Genomic DNA, 16,507 nt, shown 5'->3' on the forward strand with positions numbered 1-16,507 from the left:
CCCTTCGACATACTCCGATTTAAGTATACCGAAAGGGATATGGAATTAGTAAACCGTTTAGTCTTAATTGGTGAAAACTGTTTACTCTTATTTGTGGAAAACTGTTGAGTCTAGTTTAGCAGTTACACTAGATTGGCAGAAAAACATAATGTCCAAGAAACAGTGTTGCTTAGGGGAGTTTTTTCACCTGTTATGGAAAATGTAGATATAAAAAATAAGATGTCCAAACGAGGCAATACTTACAGAGAATATCTGATGAATGGCTTTTCTGTATTGAGCCTAGAGCTTATTCAGAATATCGAACTATTAACAGGTAGGGAGGATATTCAATATACAACAATGATTAATTGGAGTGGTATATTTAATAAGAATGTAGTTTATCATAAAAGAAGATGGTGTCCTTTATGTTTGGAAAGTTTTCAAAAAGATTTAGGGATTGTATATGAGCCACTAATTTGGAGCATTTCGGACATTAAAATATGCGATATACATCAGATAACATTAAAGGAATATTGTCCTTCCTGTGGAGAGAAGTTGGCTTATATTCATAGCAATTTAGTGGTTGGATATTGTCAGCATTGCTTTCAGTGGCTGGGAGAAAGTGGTTCTTATGATAACAAAATATCTTTAAAGGGTCAAAACTTCATTTTGGAAAATTATAAAGAGTTATTAGAAGTTGCACCAGCATTATATTCGTTTCCAAATAGAGATTATATAGGTGATTTTTTAAATAAACTAAGAGAGCAATTAGAATTTGATAGTATTCGGCAATTTTCAATTTTCTTAGGAGTAAATTACTCAGGATTGTACTATTGGCTAAATAAGGAAAGAAGCCCTGATCCAGAAAAATTATTGCATTTAGCACAGAAACTAGGATGCACAATTTATGAAATAATTTCAAATGAAGATTTATATTTGAAAGTGGAAGTCGATGATTTTGTTAGAGAAAGACAGGTTAGTAGAAAGAGTGTAAAAGAAATTGAGAATTATTTAAGGGAGGCTGCTTATACAAATTCAGTTCCTAAAAGTTTAAAGAAAGTATGTAAGGAAGGAGGATTTAGTAGAACGGTAGCTCAACAAAATTATCCATATTTAACCCAATTAATTATGGATAATTCAGCCTTATATAGGAAAAATTCCTTTACACAAAGAAAAAAGGATATTGAAAATACTTTAAAAGAAATTCTAGACCAAGAAATCCCTAAGAGTTTAAAGAAAAATTTAGACGACTATGGGATTTCTGTCAGAACGGCACAAAAATATCATCCTAAGTTATGCCAAATGATTATTAAAAGGTACAAACTGTATATAGCAGAAGAAAAGATTAAAAGAATCAAAGGTTATGAAGATGAAATAAAAGGAATTATTCTAGATTTGCATCGTAAAGATATCTATCCAAGTATATATAAGATTAAAAAAGTAATTTCTAAACCTAATATTTTTTTAGAAAGTCATTTTGAATCATATAGAAAACAAATATTAAAATCTTTGGGATATAAATTATAATGTAATGTTTCTTGGAAGTAACATCTAATCTTAGTTGAGGTTATTAAAGCAAGTTATATTGTTATTTTGCTCTCTGGTGATGAAGAAGTGAATTGATGAACAGTAAAATCAACTTTATAAAATGACGGAATTAGAAAAACCATAAAACTTCCTAAAGTATAAACATTAACCATAAAGTTTCCTAAAGTATAAAATAACTAGGGTTTATTCTCAATTTTCTTTTAGATATGTTTTTATAAAATAAGATAAATCCTTAAAAAGGTGTCAAATCCTTGTGGCTCTTAGTTTGGAAGCTTTATGGTTTATTTTATGAAGTCATATGTTTTACGTCACATGTTTAAAATAAGTTGTCTGATTCTATAGACTAAAAAAGTCTTGTTTAAATAATAATTTTTTTTTAAGAAGTTCGTGATTGTATTTGCTATTTCTCGGTGTCACGGAATCATATTTACTAAGAATCAAGTATGCTCTATTTTTCTTTTGTTCTACTCTTAGAAATGGATATGTCTCTTTTAGTATTAAATAGACGTCTGTCTTTTTTTGAAGTATAGCGTATATGAATTTTTATGTTTGTCCGGTTTGTAATTTTTCTTATTATTAATTGCACCTCCATCAATCACTTTTTGTAGATAAACTAGGAGCTCTTTATCAGTAGAGGATACGGAAATACAGGGTTTTCGATTTTCATTGTTATGTAATCTTGTAAGAGTTATACTATCTTCACTATCGATTATTCCCGCTAGATAAGCAGCTTCCCATTTCTCCATTTAATTAACCCCTTGATAAATGTGATAGAAACCTATGTTCTCTTTAATGTAACTAAAATAATGATTATTGTAAAGGATTTATATTTATGTTAGCTTTGAATATGGGCACGATATAGTCTGTCTAATGTCAAAAATATTTGCTTTAGATTATCGTACGAATCCATTTAAACGAGCCATTTACGAAAGAATGTTTATGGCTCTTTTATTAAGGGCATTATGAACAATAAGCAGGGAAAATATCTGTAGTTAAAAAAAGTGGGACAAGTGCTCTGACCCCTTGTCCTTAGCTTGCGAAGAGGATGAAATGTTTATATGAGCGGGAAACAAAGACAATTTTCGAGTGTGTTTACTTATGCTTCGATTGTAATCGGGATATTAGTACTGTTGGGTGCTGTATTCTCTGAGCAATTTGGTAATACCTCCGGTGCTATCGGTGCGTGGATTTCGGACACTTTTGGCTGGTATTATATGACTGTATTTACATTGATCTTATTCTTTTGTATATTTTTAGGTATAAGCCCGATTGGTAAACTTAAGCTCGGTCGGCCACAGGATAAACCTGAATTTCATACGGTATCATGGATTACCATGCTGTTTAGCGCAGGGATGGGGATTGGACTCGTTTTTTACGGATCATCTGAGCCATTATCCCATTTTCTCTCCCCACCTACAGCAGACCCTGAAACAACAGAAGCGTTAGCTGAGGCAATGAGGTCGACTGTTCTGCATTATGGATTCCACCCTTGGGCGATTTATGGCATTGTTGCACTTGCCTTAGCTTATTCACAATTCAGAAAAGGCGAGGTTGGTTTAATATCGAAAACATTGCGGCCTATTTTAGGGGATCGGGTAGATGGTCCAATCGGGACGGTTGTTGATGTATTGTCCGTATTTGCAACGGTTATTGGTGTAGCTGTTTCCCTAGGAATAGGGGCGATGCAAATCAATGGGGGATTGAACTATCTTTTCGGGATACCGTACAATCAGCTAGTCCAAGGCATCATCATTGCAATCGTTACTGTATTGTTCATTTATAGTGCATGGAGCGGATTAAGTAAAGGGATCCAATACTTAAGTAATTTAAACATGGTTCTGGCTGGTCTCTTGTTCCTTGCTGTCTTAATACTCGGGCCGACGTTATTTATACTAAATATGATGACCAGTACGACTGGCGCTTATCTGGACTCATTGTTGTTCAATAGTTTGGATGTCGCCCCGTTAAACGAGCAAAAACGGGAATGGATGCACTCATGGACCATCTATTACTGGGGCTGGTGGTTGAGCTGGAGTCCATTTGTAGGTTTATTCATTGCAAGGATTTCCCGCGGCAGATCAATCCGGGAATTTATCTTTGCAGTGCTGCTCGTCCCGACTTTGGTAAGTATCTTTTGGTTCAGTGGGTTCGGCCTAACGGGTATGGAGGTAGCGCAAAGTGCTCCGCAAATCTTTAACATGCCACCGGAAACCCAGCTGTTTGGTATTTTAAATGAATTGCCTTTCAGCCTTATATTATCAATTCTTACGGTTATACTTGTTGCATCGTTCTTTATAACTTCTGCTGACTCTGCAATATTTGTTATAAGTGTGCAGACAGCCTTTGGCAGGTTAAATCCTACAGGGATGATAAAAGTTATATGGGGACTTGCGTTGTCGGCAATCTCCTTTATCCTGTTATTAGCAGGTGGAGAAACGGGATTGAATGCATTACAATCTGCAGCAATCATCTCTGCATTGCCATTTAGTGTCGTCGTTATATTGATGGCGATCTCCCTATATAAAGATGCGAATGAAGAGAGGAAGTACCTTGGGTTAAGTATTACCCCTGACAAAAAACGAATGAGGGAATATATGAACAGAGTAAAAGATGAAAAAAATAAGTAAAAAGTAAGACACGGGGATTAAAAGCAAAGTCCCTGTGTCTTTTTAACTTGAATGCTAATTGAGTTTTAGCGGCAATTTACAAATTAAATCAATTTCACTGTAGCGCGAAGCCGAGGAGAAACCGTCCCTTTTTTTGCAAGATATTGTTTTAGCACGGCGATTGTATGGATATTTAGGTTACGACGATTCGTCCCATATCAAGTCATGCCATCGAAACCAGTTTAACCGGTATTCTGCTAATCGTCATTTCAGCAATTTCATGGATTGCTTTTTTCACTGCAGAACGAAAAGCGCAGGATCCAATGGTCAATCTAAGCTTTTTCAAAAATTCTCAGTTTACGATAGGGATTGTCAGTCTGTCTGGAATTGTTAGAAGCCTCATTGCAACGATGCGGAACTTTGGACAAGTTACAGGTACCGCAGTCGGTATCCTATTATTCCAAATAGGAGCGAGTCGTTTTGGCGGTAATTATGATTCCGCAATGAATGTTGCCTTAACGTTCAGTGTAGTAATCGGGATTGTTACAATAATTTTATTAATGCTGTGATTTAAAAAGAATGCTCAGCAAGATAAACGCATAAACTAGGGATCAAACAGTGAAGCAAAAAAATGTAAGTTCAACGGTTGACATTTTACCCAAGGGGGTATAACATAGGTTATGTACTGATTTTCCTCTAGTGGGAAATGAATGAAGGATACCTTATAAATGTCGTCATAAAGAACGACTATTTTAATTCTAATAATTATACCCATGCAGGTATAGTAGGTGTCTAATATTTTTTTAAAATAAATAATACCAAGGGGGGTAATGATGTGATTAAAGCAAATCATCATCTAGATGCAAAAGGGCTTGCTTGTCCAATGCCGGTTGTAAAAACTAAAAACGCAATTAAAGATCTGGAAGAAGGACTAGTTTTAGAAGTTCAAGCAACGGACAAAGGATCAAAAGCAGATTTAACTGCTTGGGCAAGTTCAGTTGGGCATCAATATTTAGGAACAGTGGAAGAAGCTGATGTACTTTATCATTACATCCGCAAAGGTTCGAATGAGCCAAAAGTGGAAAAAGCATTCGGACAGAATATTTCACTTGAGGAATTAGAATCTCGTGACGGGTTGATTCTAGATGTGCGTGAAGCAGCGGAATATGCCTTTGGTCATATAGAAGGTGCTAAATCTATCCCGATGGGAGAACTAGAATCCCGTATGCAAGAATTGGATAAAGATGAAGAAATTTATGTGATTTGCCGGACCGGAAACCGCTCTGACTTAGCGGCACAGCTTTTAGCTGATAATGGTTTTAAAAACGTGTATAACGTTCTTTCGGGTATGAATGAGTGGAACGGGAAAACAACAAAAGATTTTTAGGAGGAATATATAATGTCAGAAAAAGTAGCTATTATTGCAGCAAACGGTGGATTGTTTGATGCATACAAAGTATTCAATATCGCAACAGCAGCAGCAGCTTCAGAAAAAGAGGTACAAATCTTTTTCACTTTTGAAGGATTAAACTTAATTCACAAGCAAGGAATGCATCAGTTAGAAATGCCAGCTGGCAAGGAGCATTTTGCTGAAGGATTTAAAAAAGCAAACACTCCGACAATCCCAGAGCTAGTGGAAATGGCTCAGGAGTTAGGTGTTAAATTTATTGCTTGTCAAATGACAATGGACGTAATGGGACTTACAAAAGAAGATTTCGTAGATGGAATAGAAGTTGGTGGAGCTGTAACATTCATCGAATTCGCTAAAGAAGCTGCACCAACATTAACGTTCTAATTGGATGAATAAATTTCACGCAGTGGGGATTGCCCCACTGCAAAAAAATAAATGTAAATATACCTAGGGGGGTAACTGTAAAAGTGACAGCACAAAAATGGTCAGCAGCAAAAGTTGCTAGAAAAGTTATTGATAATGAAGAGCTTTTTATTTTGGATGTACGCAATGAAGATGCGTTCCAAGATTGGAAAATTGAGGGACATAAATTCGATTATTTAAATGTTCCATACTTTGAACTATTAGATGGTGTGGAAGAGATTCTCCCACAACTTCCAACTGACAAAGAAGTCCTCGTTGTTTGTGCGAAGGAAGGATCTTCGGTCATGGTTGCCGAAATGTTAGCGGAAGCGGGCCGTGAAGCAGCCTATCTTAAAGGTGGAATGAAATCTTGGAGCAGTTATTTAGAGCCAGTAAAAGTTGCTGATTTAAATAACGGCGGTGAACTATATCAGTTTGTCCGTCTTGGTAAAGGTTGCTTATCCTATATGGTAATCTCTGAAGGAGAAGCAGCAATTATCGATGCAGTCCGTTTTACGGATGTATTCATCGACTTTGCCAAAGAAAAAGGTGTAGAAATCAAGCATGTGTTTGATACACACTTGCACGCGGACCATATCTCAGGTGGCCGTCATATTGCAGCTGCTACAGGGGCAACTTATTATCTGCCACCAGAAGACGCTACAGAAGTAGTATTTGAATACACAGCTCTTACAGATGATCTAAATGTGAAAATCGGGGCATCCCAAATTGATGTAAATGCACTATACTCACCAGGTCACACGATCGGTTCTACATCATTTGTGATTGATGATAAATTCTTATTAACAGGTGATATCTTATTCATTGACTCTATTGGCCGTCCAGACTTAGCAGGAGTCGCGGAAGACTGGGTAGGTGACTTGCGCGAAACATTATATTCCCGTTACCGTAAGTTAGCAGAAGACCTAGTAGTCTTACCTGCACACTTCATGATTATCGATGAATTAAATGAAGATGGTACCGTAGCAAGACGCTTAGGAGATCTATTTAAAGAAAACCATGGTTTAAATATTAAAGACGAAGAAGAATTTCGTCGTACTGTAACAGATAACTTGCCACCACAGCCGAATTCACACGAACGGATTCGTCAAGTGAATATGGGGAAAGTCGCCCCCGACCATAATGAACAAACTGAAATGGAGATTGGTCCAAACCGTTGTGCGGTCAGATAAGCATCACGGAGATATTAGCTCGAAACTAAATAATAAAGGAGAAAGATAAAATGAACATTACAAAAACATTAGATGCGAAAGGTCTTGCATGTCCAATGCCTGTTGTGCGGACGAAAAAAGCGATAGATACGATTAATTCCGGTGAAATACTTGAAGTACTTGTAACAGATAAAGGTGCGCTAAGCGATATTACAGCTTGGGCAAAATCTGGAGGGCATACTTTATTAGAACAGAAAACAGAAGATGATATTCTCTATTTCTATATCCAAAAAGTATAAAGAAAATCAAATAGCGAGTAGAACCCCTACTCGCTTTTCTAGTTTTCTAAAAAATACTAATTGAAAATGTCGTGGTTAACTAGAATTTTTATCAATAGCCACGTCCGGCTCCAGCGCCCAGCAACTATCAAATTTCACACTCCTCCAATCGATAAAGAAGACTTGCCGATTGGCTTCAGCCAGAGGCTTAGTCGCACTTATACCCTTGTGGTGATAGTCAACATCAACTCACTATCGTCGCCTGAGTTTCCTTTATCTCCCTTCCGGTAAAAGGAGGTTCGATTAAGTTCGCCCCTTCCTGGGGCAACATCGAACTACCTCCCATCCTGGGAGGCACAGTTTGTACGTTGCTAAACGGGCGCTTACGCCTTTGATCTTTTAGAAAGAAGGTTAATCGATGGATTTAACATTTATCATCGTTGTATTCGCGATTGGATTTATTGGGTCATTTTTATCCGGCATGTTAGGTGTCGGCGGTTCCATCATTAAATATCCGATGCTATTATATATACCGCCATTATTTGGTTTAGTTGCTTTTACCGCGCATGAGGTTTCGGGGATAAGTGCTGTACAAGTACTGTTCGCATCAATCGCAGGGGTATGGGCATACCGTAAAGGGGGTTACCTGAACAAGCAGCTCATTATCTATATGGGGGGAGCCATCTTAATCGGTAGTCTCATCGGTAGTTATGGTTCTGTCTTTTTATCAGGGCAAGCAGTAAATATCGTCTACGGTGTTTTGGCAGTCATTGCTGCTGTGATGATGTTTATACCGAAAAAGCAAGTAGACGATATGCCGCTTGATGAGGTGACTTTCAATAAACCACTGGCAGCAATATGGGCTTTAATAGTTGGAGTAGCTTCGGGCATCGTTGGTGCTGCGGGTGGTTTCTTGCTCGTACCTATATTGCTGACCGTGTTACACATTCCGACACGAATGACAATAGCAACAAGTTTAGCTGTCACCTTCATATCTTCTATAGGAGGAAGTGCAGGTAAACTCGTTACCGGTCAAGTAGATTATTGGCCAGCATTAATTATGATTGTCGCAAGTCTGCTCGCCGCTCCACTCGGAGCAAAAGCCGGTAAAAAAATGAATACGCGAATTTTACAAGTTATATTAGCGGTTATGATCGCCGGAACTGCTATAAAGATTTGGTTTGATATTTTAATCTAAATAATGAATTTCATTCTACGTATTTAATGCTTCACTATCACCGTATGTAGTTGAATTGGTTCGTTTCCAACTACACTACATATAGTGATGGAAAAGCCGACTTTGGTAATTATGAAATTCATTCAATAAACAGAAAAAAGGACTTAGGTTTTAAAATAGAATAGGTAATTTTCTGTGCTGAAATAGGGAGTGATAATAAATGGAATATGACAAAGCAGTTGTGAATCGGATAAAACGTATTGAAGGACAGGTTAAAGGCGTTTTAAACATGATCGAAGAAAACAAAGACTGTAAAGATGTCATTACTCAGTTATCTGCTTCACGAAGCGCAGTAGACCGTACAATTGGTTTAATTGCAAGTATGAATTTAGAACAATGTGTACGAGAAAATATAGCAAATGGTGAAGGCACAGAACGAGTAGTGAAAGAAGCTGTAGATTTACTGGTAAAGAGCAGATAAGTTCAGTAACTATGAACAAAGAAGAATTGGTGAGCTTTTATTATTCAATAATAAACATGGCCGTATGGGCCACGTGTTAAAAAGTGTAGGAGGAAATTTTAAATGAAAGAAATTACAGCAAAAGAATTAGAAACAAAGCGAATAGCAGAAGAAAAGTTAAATATTATCGATGTTCGGGAAGATGAAGAAGTAGCAATGGGCATTATCCCAGGAGCAAAACATATTCCACTCGGCCAAATTCCAGAGCGTCTAGATGAATTGAATAAAAATGAACATTACTATATGGTATGCCGTTCCGGCGGCAGAAGCGGCAGAGCCTGTGACTTCCTTATCCAAAACGGCTACAATGTAACAAATATGGCAGGCGGCATGCTTGATTGGAAAGGAGAAACAGAATAATAAAATGAGTATGATTCAATGGGTTCTAATAATTATCATTGTTTTGTTTTTCGTCAATCGTTTCATGCCGGTAAAAGGTATTATGAATATAAGTGTTCAGGAAGCTAAGAATAAATTCAAGGATAACAATGTGCAATTTATTGATGTTCGTACACCTGGTGAATATAAAGCGAATCACCGAAAACCATTTAAAAATATTCCGCTTTCTAATCTAGCTAGTAAAGCAGGGTCGCTAGATAAGGAAAAAGAGGTAGTCGTCATCTGTCAAAGCGGAATGAGAAGTGCAAAAGCCGCAAAAATCCTTAAGAAACAAGGTTTTCAAAAAATATCCAATGTTAAGGGCGGAATGGGTGCCTGGGTATAAGAAAGGAAGAGTATTGTGGCGAAACAAGTAACTCCTGAAGAGGTAGCTAGACGCCTTCAGTACGGTGAAGAAATATTCGTTATTGATGTGCGTCAGGGGAGTGAAGTAGCAACTGGTAAAATTTCTGGCGCGAAGCATATTCCGTTAGGTCACCTTGCTTTACGTACAAATGAGTTAGATAAGGATAAAACCTATATCGTTACATGTCAATCCGGCAATCGCAGTAAAGCAGCTTGCGGAATTTTAGAAGCATTAGGCTATAAGACCTTGGACATGATGGGCGGTATGAATAACTGGCGCGGTGAAAAGGAGTAAAATATCAGTTGTATAAACTGAAGTTATAACAAGGAGATGGTTAGCGTGTTTCATTATACTGTAGAAACGGTAAAATCAATCGAAGAAGCTATACAATCACTTGAAGCCAATTTGCAGGATGAAAAGTTTGGTGTACAGTGGCAGTTTAATGTGAAAGAAACATTAGAAAATAAAGGTTATAACTTAGAAAAACCATTTACAGTCTTAGAGGTGTGCAATCCTAAAGAAGCGCAAAATATTTTATCAGCAAATCAACTCGTTGGATATTTTCTACCTTGCAAGATCGTTGTTTACGAAGATAATCAAGGAATGACGAAAATAGGTATGCCAAAGCCAAGCGCTTTAATCCAAATGGTTGAGGATGACACTTTAAAGGAAATTGCCGCTGATATTGAGAATAGATTAATCGCTTGTATGGATAAGAGCAAGTAGTGAAAGTAAAGAGAAGAAAATGGACAAAAAAATTAACCAAATGGAGGTTTTAAAATGGAAAATAATATTACAGTATATACAACAACGCAGTGTCCCTATTGCAAAATGGTGAAGGATTTCTTAAATGAAAAAGATATTGCTTTCAAGGAAGTAAACGTGGAGAACGATCCTGCTATGATGCAAAAGGTTGTGGAACAAACTGGACAAATGGGGGTTCCTCAAACAGAAATTAATGGTAAATGGGTTCTTGGCTTTGATCCAGAGAGAATTCTTGAAACGATTAAACAATAAAACATGAAATGAAAAAGGAAGGGTGAGTAAGTAAACTGGTACCCATGTCAAGGACACTTTAAAAAGAGAGTTATGCAACTAAGAGATGATCTCTATATTGAATAGGGGTCTTCTTTTTTAATAACGGTAATTGTTATAGTAAACCATGTAATGATTAATTTTAGATTTTAGTTCCTTTAAGCTTCTGGCTGATTGATAGACAACCTGTTCCGATTGCCAGGAAGTAAAGAAATATTTATCTTCTAACAACATCCATTATGCTGATAAAGATGTTAGCAAAGATATGAGCTTAGAAGAAGATTTAAAGGGAATATCTGGCACCCGAATCGTTCCGATGTTTGCTTTTTATAAGAAAGGATTATTTGATAAAAGAAAGCTAGTCAAATGTTTTATTGGGTTTGAAAATAACAAGGATGAAATTATGAATATGTTGAAAAAGATTGGGTAATCCTAAGTTTATTTTTTAAAAGATATCCATACCCTACTGGGGTAATGTATAAAAATAAAAGTCATAGGCGCATGAATCATTAATGCGCCTATACTCTTAATGATGGACATGTCCACCTTTTTTCGGATTTGTAATCGTAAATCCTGGGTGATCACCGACATAGAAGTATTGAATGAAAACACCGTCAAGAAAATCTTCACGGGTATCCAGTAAAATATCAATATCTTTGTCGGTCTTCACGATTTCATCATGTTCTTTTGGTGTATCAAGGCTGATGCCATAATGGGCATGATTGCCGTGCATCTCTGTAATGTATACACGAATCATTTTACCTTCAGCATCGTCTTGCGCAAGAATTTTATGTAATTCTTTCGCTGCATTCCGATTAATTTTGCATCTCATAGAAAAATCTCCAATCATTAAAATGGTATGGTTTATTATCTCATAAAATTTGATTGGGTGTCATTATTTTAGCATTAGCATGGCATAATAAAAAATAAATACTTCAAGTATTTTTGGTATAAAGTTAATTAATTCTATATTAGAATTAAAAGTACGATGAAAGGAAGAGGTAGTTGTCTAACGATTTAAAGGAGAATATATATGAATAAGTTTCAATCGCATCGTGGTTTTGCACGAGCATTCAGTGAAAATAAATTAACAATAGGATTAATACTTCCTTTAGAATCTTATACGGGAAGCTTACCTGAAATGGATTTAGCCGGTCAGATGGAGATCGTGAAAATGGTGGAGAATCTAGGTTTTGCTGCATTATTTGTGCGAGATTCTCCATTATATGATCCGGATTTTGGCGATGTCGGTGGTCTCTATGAGCCTCATGTTTATTTATCTTATATTGCTGCACGAAAGACATCGCGCTTGGAACGGCGAGTACGGTTACAGCATTAAGACATCCGCTTCACGTTGCAAAATTAGCCGCTTCCCTAGATGAATTATCACATCAACGATTCTTATTTGGCATCGCTACTGGAGACCGTCCTATTGAATTTCCAGCATTTAAAGTAGAGCGTGAGGAACGAGCGGCTTTATTTAGAGAATCCGTCACGGTGATGAAGCAATTATGGAGGGAAACATTCCCGAAAATCCAAACGGAAAGAGTAAATTAACGAAAGGTGATGTTGTACCGAAACCTCCCTCCAGAAAATTCCAGGTGAATATGTGGGAACTCGGAAGATAATACAATTCCTGTTCGTGTCTTGCTGCTAAGCGGAAGAGCAGTGCTGCAATCGCAGTTGCAATATAGTAATGCAGGAATAGCTTTTTATAGTGTGAGAATTGTTCTTTCATTGCTTTTCTCCTCTTTTTTCTGTTTTGTTTTCTTAAGTGAATGAATTTCATAATTACCAAAGTCGGCTTTGCCATCACCATATGTAGTTGGGAACGAACCAACTCAACTACATATGGTGATGGTGAAGCATTAAATACGTATTATGAAATTCATTAAAGTATATATTGCTTTATTTATGTAGTGGATCTCATTCCCTAGTGTAGCAGAGTTTATTCCAATTACTAATAGCAGGTTGTATGATTGTATGTTTATATTTCACAAGATAAGATAAAGAGAAGTTATTGGAATAGGGGCATTTAGGACAGAATTTTGCTGGAAGAAGAGGGGGGACCGGAGTATTACTTATGAGTAAAAGGTATGCTGAATGAAATGTTTTTCAAAGTTTGTCATCGCAATTATGATTTGGTAATGGTGCTCTATGGGACACAATCAGTCTCTGAATCTGTGAAATTGCCTCATAGAAAGGTTCTAATAGACAAGATTGGCTCTTAGTTATGAAAACTGTCTGATAGAAGGGTTCTAATAGACAAGGTTGGCTCTTAGTCAAGAAACCTTGTCTCATAGAAAGGTTCTATCAGACAAAAGCGAATCTAAATATCTAATAAGTGAATGCCATCCATATAGCAAGGAAATTATTTTTTTCTAATCTGAATAAGCTCAATTTCAGGTGCATTTGGAATTTCATTCATGCTTAAATTTAAATCTTGCTCCGGAATGTTGTAATCCATCTGGTTAACTAAAAAATCCAGACTTGTCTTCATAATCTCCAATGTCACCCATTCACCTGCACAGCGATGACCGAGATAATGATCGCCACCACCCTGAGGGATGAAGGAGAAAGGACTGCCGCTCCAATCTCTAAATCGTTCGGGATTGAATGTGTCGGGATTATCCCAGCTTTTCGGATGATGGTTCGTGCCGTAGAGATCCAATAATGTTAACGTACCTTCTTTAAATGTAAAATCTCGCCAAATGAAATCATCTTTTACAACCGCTACGAGGAACGGGAAGAAAGGATAGACTCTCCTGACTTCTTGAATAAACATTTTGGTATATTCGTCATCAGCAGTTTTGATTTTTTTCAACTCGTCCGGATGTTTGTGCAAAGCTAGGACAAGAAAATTAATATAGACGGCATTTGCAACAATTGGGCGGATAATATTAAGCACTTCGACTGCCACTATTTCAGGTTCTAGATAGTTTCCGTCGAGATCTTGATGCCAAGAAAAATTGTATAAAGCGCTAGGTTCAGGTGGATCGATCTTACCGTTACGCACATCTTCCACTAATCCTTTTATCCGTCTTTCCAATTTATTTCGGTTCATTCTCCCAGCCCAATGTGGGGGACCGACACTTGCAGCTGATTCAAACAACGTCGCGACTTCATCTGTCAATTTATCCATATCTTCTTCAACAAGTACTCCAGCCCAGAGACAGGACGCGCGTGTTAATACCTCTCGGATTTCTTTATAGAAGATTATCTCGTCCTTCCGCTCCCATTTATTTAGCGCAAGACGTAATTGCTGTTTAAACAGCTGATTGAAGTGTTGCAGGTTTTCGCGGGACATGATTGACATAAACATGGCTTTCCGATGTTTGTGTGCTTCTCCATCAAGCCCTTGCACACCGCCCTTACCGAACAATGTTTCTTTGATCCGGTTTGGAGCAGCTCCTTCTCGTTGAAATTTATTCTCATCATAGAAAATTTCCGCTGCTTCCTCGCCTGTTAAACAGATAGTCCGCTGACCAAGCAGACGGGTTTCAAACACATCAGAATTAAAACGTTCCTGCTGATTCATGATATACATGTATCCGTCTTTCAGTATCTTAAAGGTGTTATCCATTCCTGTGTCGCGAGGCATTTCATGAGTCATATAAACCACTCCTAAATATGAAAAAAATAAACATTAGTCCTATTATTGATACTATCCATTCAGGCTTCCGGCTAAACTTAATCTCTGTAATTTCTAAAAATATAGGTGAATAAATGACCCATATCCATATTGTGAAAGGACGAAGGTTTATCAGGTAACGGAGGGAAATAAAAAAGCGGACCAGAAGTCTGGTTCGCTTTTTACATGGTTAGGGTAGAGATGTACAGAACTGGGACAACTGCTCTGACCCCGTGTCCCGTTTATGCTTTTGCGAGGAGGAGTTTTTCGATGGCGTGGGCTACTCCGTCTTCGTTGTTTGTTAAGGTTTGGTAATCGGCAACTTCTTTTAATTCTGGGATGGCGTTTTCCATTGCGACCCCGCATCCGGCATATTCAATCATGGATCTGTCATTGCCGTTATCCCCGATTGCCATGATTTCCTCTTGCTTAATGCCGAGCCTTTCAGCCAATCGTTTTACAGCATTTCCTTTTGTTGCTTTTAGATGGGTGAATTCTGCGAAATGCGGTGCGCTTTTTACCATTGCATACGTATCCGCGAGTTCTTTTGGTAACTGTTTAAGAGCCTCACTCAGTTTCACCGGTTCATCGATAAACATGATATTTGGTATCGATTGCTCTTTCGGAAATTCATCAACCGGGCAGTAATTTAACGAGATATCATTCAGAAAGGATTCGAGTACCGTGTATTTGCTGATTGCTTTATTAGGGGTATAAAGTTCTTCATGATCGAAATAGTGCATTGGTACGTTCAACTCAACACTTAAATCATGAAGTTCTACAAGATGCTTATATTCCAGAGAGAATTCGGAAACAACTTCTCCGGTGTTTGTATTTTCGATATAAGCACCGTTATATGCAATCGCATAATCATCCGCTTCATTCAAATTTAAATCGGCAATATACTGACGCATCCCGACAATTGGTCTGCCGGAACATAGCACAATTTTTGCTCCATGTTCTTTTGCCTTCATTAAGGTATCTTTTGTTTCTTTAGAAACCTGGTGATGATCGTTTAATAACGTACCATCCATATCAATTGCAATTAGTTTATACATCTATACGCTCCATTCTTTTTGTACTGCTTTCATTATACGATAAATCCGGCTGAATATCATTTCTTGCACTTGCTTATATTAAGTGAGGATAGGCGAAAATTTACCTGAATTTAATAATAATTAAATCGCAATGTGACTATAATTGAATCAACGGATGTAAATAAACATATTTTAGAAACAAGAGGAGGTTACCGTTTTGGAAAATTTTCACTTGTACAACTTTACCTTTGAGAACTTAAGCAGGAAAAATATGTCATTTCAAGAAGTGTTTCGGTATATTAAAAGTTTCATGGAGAAGGATCGATATGGCAATTATAAATTGATGTTTGGAACAGATTCCCAGGTCCATCCAACTTATACGCGTTTTATTACAGGGATTGTCATACAGTGTGAAACGAAAGGAGCATGGGCTTGTATTCGAAAAGTGATTGTTCCAAGAAGAATGGATCATCTTCATGAACGGATTTCTTATGAGACAACATTGACGGAAGAAATTGTCGGGATGTTTACAGAGGAACGGAAGGATGAGCTAATTGAGCTTATTTTGCCGAACATTTATCGAGGTGCTTCATTAACGATTGAAGGGCATATTGATATTGGCTCAGGTAATAAAAATAAGACAAGAATCTTTGTAAATGAAATGCTTGCACGTATGGAAGCACTTGGAATTGAAGCAAAGATTAAACCGGAGGCATTTGTGGCAAGTTCTTACGCGAATCGGTATACAAAATAAGTTTTAGAAAAAACAAAATATATTAAGAGCTTTAAAGCTTTGTACATAAGGCTTTGTTGATGAAGAACAGATTCTTCAATAAACTATTTTCAATCTTTTTTAAAAAAGGTGTTGCATTATAATTTAAAATCGAATAGACTGTATTATAACAAAAGGTTAATAAATAAAATTGTTATATAAAAGGAGGGGCGAAAATGAATAGACATGAACAA

The 16,507-nt window shown here is 37.1% G+C and carries 21 protein-coding genes and 2 pseudogenes; 18 read left to right on the forward strand and 5 right to left on the reverse strand.

Annotated elements, in window-relative coordinates; genetic code table 11:
* Positions 1-129: 129 nt before the first annotated feature.
* Positions 130-1,506: pseudogene (locus tag LZD48_RS08510) on the forward strand (TniQ family protein); the annotation flags it as partial.
* Between the two features lie 518 nt (positions 1,507-2,024).
* On the opposite strand, the gene LZD48_RS08515 reads toward LZD48_RS08510, so the two are convergent.
* Positions 2,025-2,273, reverse strand: coding sequence for an LAGLIDADG family homing endonuclease (locus LZD48_RS08515; protein ID WP_235762307.1), 249 nt, complete (start codon positions 2,271-2,273; stop codon positions 2,025-2,027).
* Positions 2,274-2,585: 312 nt separating this feature from the next.
* Between LZD48_RS08515 and LZD48_RS08520 the strand changes: the two genes are divergently transcribed.
* From LZD48_RS08520 to LZD48_RS08585, 14 genes and pseudogenes are all read left to right on the forward strand, one after another.
* Positions 2,586-4,154 carry a BCCT family transporter gene (locus tag LZD48_RS08520; RefSeq protein WP_235762308.1) on the forward strand — a complete coding sequence of 523 codons (1,569 nt, stop codon included), beginning with the start codon at positions 2,586-2,588 and terminating at the stop codon, positions 4,152-4,154.
* Between the two features lie 302 nt (positions 4,155-4,456).
* Positions 4,457-4,702, forward strand: a complete 246-nt coding sequence (locus LZD48_RS08525) for a hypothetical protein (RefSeq protein ID WP_235762309.1) — start codon at positions 4,457-4,459, stop codon at positions 4,700-4,702.
* 314 nt (positions 4,703-5,016) lie between these two features.
* Positions 5,017-5,520: a sulfurtransferase TusA family protein gene (locus LZD48_RS08530; RefSeq protein ID WP_438822754.1), complete on the forward strand. Its 504-nt coding sequence runs from the start codon at positions 5,017-5,019 to the stop codon at positions 5,518-5,520.
* Between the two features lie 12 nt (positions 5,521-5,532).
* Positions 5,533-5,928, forward strand: coding sequence for a DsrE/DsrF/DrsH-like family protein (locus LZD48_RS08535; protein ID WP_235762311.1), 396 nt, complete (start codon positions 5,533-5,535; stop codon positions 5,926-5,928).
* A gap of 83 nt (positions 5,929-6,011) precedes the next feature.
* Positions 6,012-7,139, forward strand: coding sequence for an MBL fold metallo-hydrolase (locus LZD48_RS08540; protein ID WP_235762312.1), 1,128 nt, complete (start codon positions 6,012-6,014; stop codon positions 7,137-7,139).
* 50 nt (positions 7,140-7,189) lie between these two features.
* On the forward strand, positions 7,190-7,417 hold the full coding sequence (locus tag LZD48_RS08545; protein ID WP_235762313.1) for a sulfurtransferase TusA family protein: 228 nt from the start codon (positions 7,190-7,192) through the stop codon (positions 7,415-7,417).
* 397 nt (positions 7,418-7,814) lie between these two features.
* A complete protein-coding gene (locus LZD48_RS08550) occupies positions 7,815-8,594 on the forward strand; it encodes a sulfite exporter TauE/SafE family protein (RefSeq protein ID WP_235762314.1) in 780 nt (259 codons plus the stop codon).
* 199 nt (positions 8,595-8,793) lie between these two features.
* Positions 8,794-9,054 carry a metal-sensitive transcriptional regulator gene (locus LZD48_RS08555; protein ID WP_235762315.1) on the forward strand — a complete coding sequence of 87 codons (261 nt, stop codon included), beginning with the start codon at positions 8,794-8,796 and terminating at the stop codon, positions 9,052-9,054.
* A gap of 102 nt (positions 9,055-9,156) precedes the next feature.
* The gene (locus tag LZD48_RS08560; RefSeq protein ID WP_235762316.1) at positions 9,157-9,453 is read left to right on the forward strand and encodes a rhodanese-like domain-containing protein; all 297 of its coding nucleotides are present in this window, start codon (positions 9,157-9,159) and stop codon (positions 9,451-9,453) included.
* Between the two features lie 4 nt (positions 9,454-9,457).
* Positions 9,458-9,817: a rhodanese-like domain-containing protein gene (locus LZD48_RS08565; RefSeq protein ID WP_235762317.1), complete on the forward strand. Its 360-nt coding sequence runs from the start codon at positions 9,458-9,460 to the stop codon at positions 9,815-9,817.
* Between the two features lie 15 nt (positions 9,818-9,832).
* Positions 9,833-10,132 (forward strand): rhodanese-like domain-containing protein, encoded by a 300-nt coding sequence (locus LZD48_RS08570; RefSeq protein WP_235762318.1) that lies wholly within the window; start codon positions 9,833-9,835, stop codon positions 10,130-10,132.
* Between the two features lie 45 nt (positions 10,133-10,177).
* The gene (locus tag LZD48_RS08575; RefSeq protein WP_235762319.1) at positions 10,178-10,564 is read left to right on the forward strand and encodes a DUF302 domain-containing protein; all 387 of its coding nucleotides are present in this window, start codon (positions 10,178-10,180) and stop codon (positions 10,562-10,564) included.
* A gap of 54 nt (positions 10,565-10,618) precedes the next feature.
* The gene (locus LZD48_RS08580; RefSeq protein WP_235762320.1) at positions 10,619-10,855 is read left to right on the forward strand and encodes a glutaredoxin family protein; all 237 of its coding nucleotides are present in this window, start codon (positions 10,619-10,621) and stop codon (positions 10,853-10,855) included.
* Positions 10,856-11,057: 202 nt separating this feature from the next.
* Positions 11,058-11,303: pseudogene (locus LZD48_RS08585) on the forward strand (glutaredoxin family protein); the annotation flags it as partial.
* Between the two features lie 96 nt (positions 11,304-11,399).
* Here LZD48_RS08585 and LZD48_RS08590 read toward each other — a convergent pair.
* Entirely contained in the window at positions 11,400-11,705 is a 306-nt protein-coding gene (locus tag LZD48_RS08590; protein ID WP_235762321.1) for an iron-sulfur cluster assembly accessory protein, read from the reverse strand.
* Between the two features lie 201 nt (positions 11,706-11,906).
* Between LZD48_RS08590 and LZD48_RS08595 the strand changes: the two genes are divergently transcribed.
* Complete coding sequence (locus tag LZD48_RS08595; RefSeq protein WP_235762322.1) at positions 11,907-12,212, forward strand: LLM class oxidoreductase; 306 nt, start codon at positions 11,907-11,909, stop codon at positions 12,210-12,212.
* Positions 12,176-12,430: an LLM class flavin-dependent oxidoreductase gene (locus LZD48_RS08600; RefSeq protein ID WP_235762486.1), complete on the forward strand. Its 255-nt coding sequence runs from the start codon at positions 12,176-12,178 to the stop codon at positions 12,428-12,430. The genes LZD48_RS08595 and LZD48_RS08600 overlap by 37 nt, the downstream gene beginning before the upstream one ends.
* Here LZD48_RS08600 and LZD48_RS08605 read toward each other — a convergent pair.
* The 3 genes from LZD48_RS08605 to yidA all read right to left on the reverse strand — a co-directional run bounded on the left by LZD48_RS08605 (position 12,366) and on the right by yidA (position 15,562).
* On the reverse strand, positions 12,366-12,611 hold the full coding sequence (locus LZD48_RS08605) for a hypothetical protein (protein ID WP_235762323.1): 246 nt from the start codon (positions 12,609-12,611) through the stop codon (positions 12,366-12,368). The two genes, LZD48_RS08600 and LZD48_RS08605, sit on opposite strands and share 65 nt — an antisense overlap.
* 633 nt (positions 12,612-13,244) lie before the next feature.
* Positions 13,245-14,486: a CYP152 family fatty-acid peroxygenase CypC gene (gene cypC, locus LZD48_RS08610; protein ID WP_235762324.1), complete on the reverse strand. Its 1,242-nt coding sequence runs from the start codon at positions 14,484-14,486 to the stop codon at positions 13,245-13,247.
* 260 nt (positions 14,487-14,746) lie between these two features.
* Entirely contained in the window at positions 14,747-15,562 is an 816-nt protein-coding gene (gene yidA / locus LZD48_RS08615; RefSeq protein ID WP_235762325.1) for a sugar-phosphatase, read from the reverse strand.
* Positions 15,563-15,758: 196 nt separating this feature from the next.
* On the opposite strand from yidA, the gene LZD48_RS08620 reads away from it, so the two are divergent.
* Entirely contained in the window at positions 15,759-16,295 is a 537-nt protein-coding gene (locus LZD48_RS08620) for a ribonuclease H-like YkuK family protein (RefSeq protein WP_235762326.1), read from the forward strand.
* Positions 16,296-16,507 lie beyond the last annotated feature (212 nt).

It is taken from the genome of Oceanobacillus alkalisoli (assembly GCF_021556485.1).
Lineage (GTDB): Bacteria > Bacillota > Bacilli > Bacillales > Amphibacillaceae > Oceanobacillus > Oceanobacillus alkalisoli.

Coding starts and splice junctions, on each gene's coding strand:
- LZD48_RS08545 (WP_235762313.1), top strand. CDS start 7,190: ATGAACATTACAAAAACATTAGATGCGAAAGGTCTTGCATGTCCAATG.
- LZD48_RS08580 (WP_235762320.1), top strand. CDS start 10,619: ATGGAAAATAATATTACAGTATATACAACAACGCAGTGTCCCTATTGC.
- LZD48_RS08590 (WP_235762321.1), bottom strand. CDS start 11,705: ATGAGATGCAAAATTAATCGGAATGCAGCGAAAGAATTACATAAAATT.
- LZD48_RS08535 (WP_235762311.1), top strand. CDS start 5,533: ATGTCAGAAAAAGTAGCTATTATTGCAGCAAACGGTGGATTGTTTGAT.
- LZD48_RS08550 (WP_235762314.1), top strand. CDS start 7,815: ATGGATTTAACATTTATCATCGTTGTATTCGCGATTGGATTTATTGGG.
- LZD48_RS08605 (WP_235762323.1), bottom strand. CDS start 12,611: ATGAAAGAACAATTCTCACACTATAAAAAGCTATTCCTGCATTACTAT.
- yidA (WP_235762325.1), bottom strand. CDS start 15,562: ATGTATAAACTAATTGCAATTGATATGGATGGTACGTTATTAAACGAT.
- cypC (WP_235762324.1), bottom strand. CDS start 14,486: ATGACTCATGAAATGCCTCGCGACACAGGAATGGATAACACCTTTAAG.
- LZD48_RS08595 (WP_235762322.1), top strand. CDS start 11,907: ATGAATAAGTTTCAATCGCATCGTGGTTTTGCACGAGCATTCAGTGAA.
- LZD48_RS08530 (WP_438822754.1), top strand. CDS start 5,017: ATGCCGGTTGTAAAAACTAAAAACGCAATTAAAGATCTGGAAGAAGGA.
- LZD48_RS08555 (WP_235762315.1), top strand. CDS start 8,794: ATGGAATATGACAAAGCAGTTGTGAATCGGATAAAACGTATTGAAGGA.
- LZD48_RS08515 (WP_235762307.1), bottom strand. CDS start 2,273: ATGGAGAAATGGGAAGCTGCTTATCTAGCGGGAATAATCGATAGTGAA.
- LZD48_RS08565 (WP_235762317.1), top strand. CDS start 9,458: ATGAGTATGATTCAATGGGTTCTAATAATTATCATTGTTTTGTTTTTC.
- LZD48_RS08560 (WP_235762316.1), top strand. CDS start 9,157: ATGAAAGAAATTACAGCAAAAGAATTAGAAACAAAGCGAATAGCAGAA.
- LZD48_RS08520 (WP_235762308.1), top strand. CDS start 2,586: ATGAGCGGGAAACAAAGACAATTTTCGAGTGTGTTTACTTATGCTTCG.
- LZD48_RS08525 (WP_235762309.1), top strand. CDS start 4,457: ATGGTCAATCTAAGCTTTTTCAAAAATTCTCAGTTTACGATAGGGATT.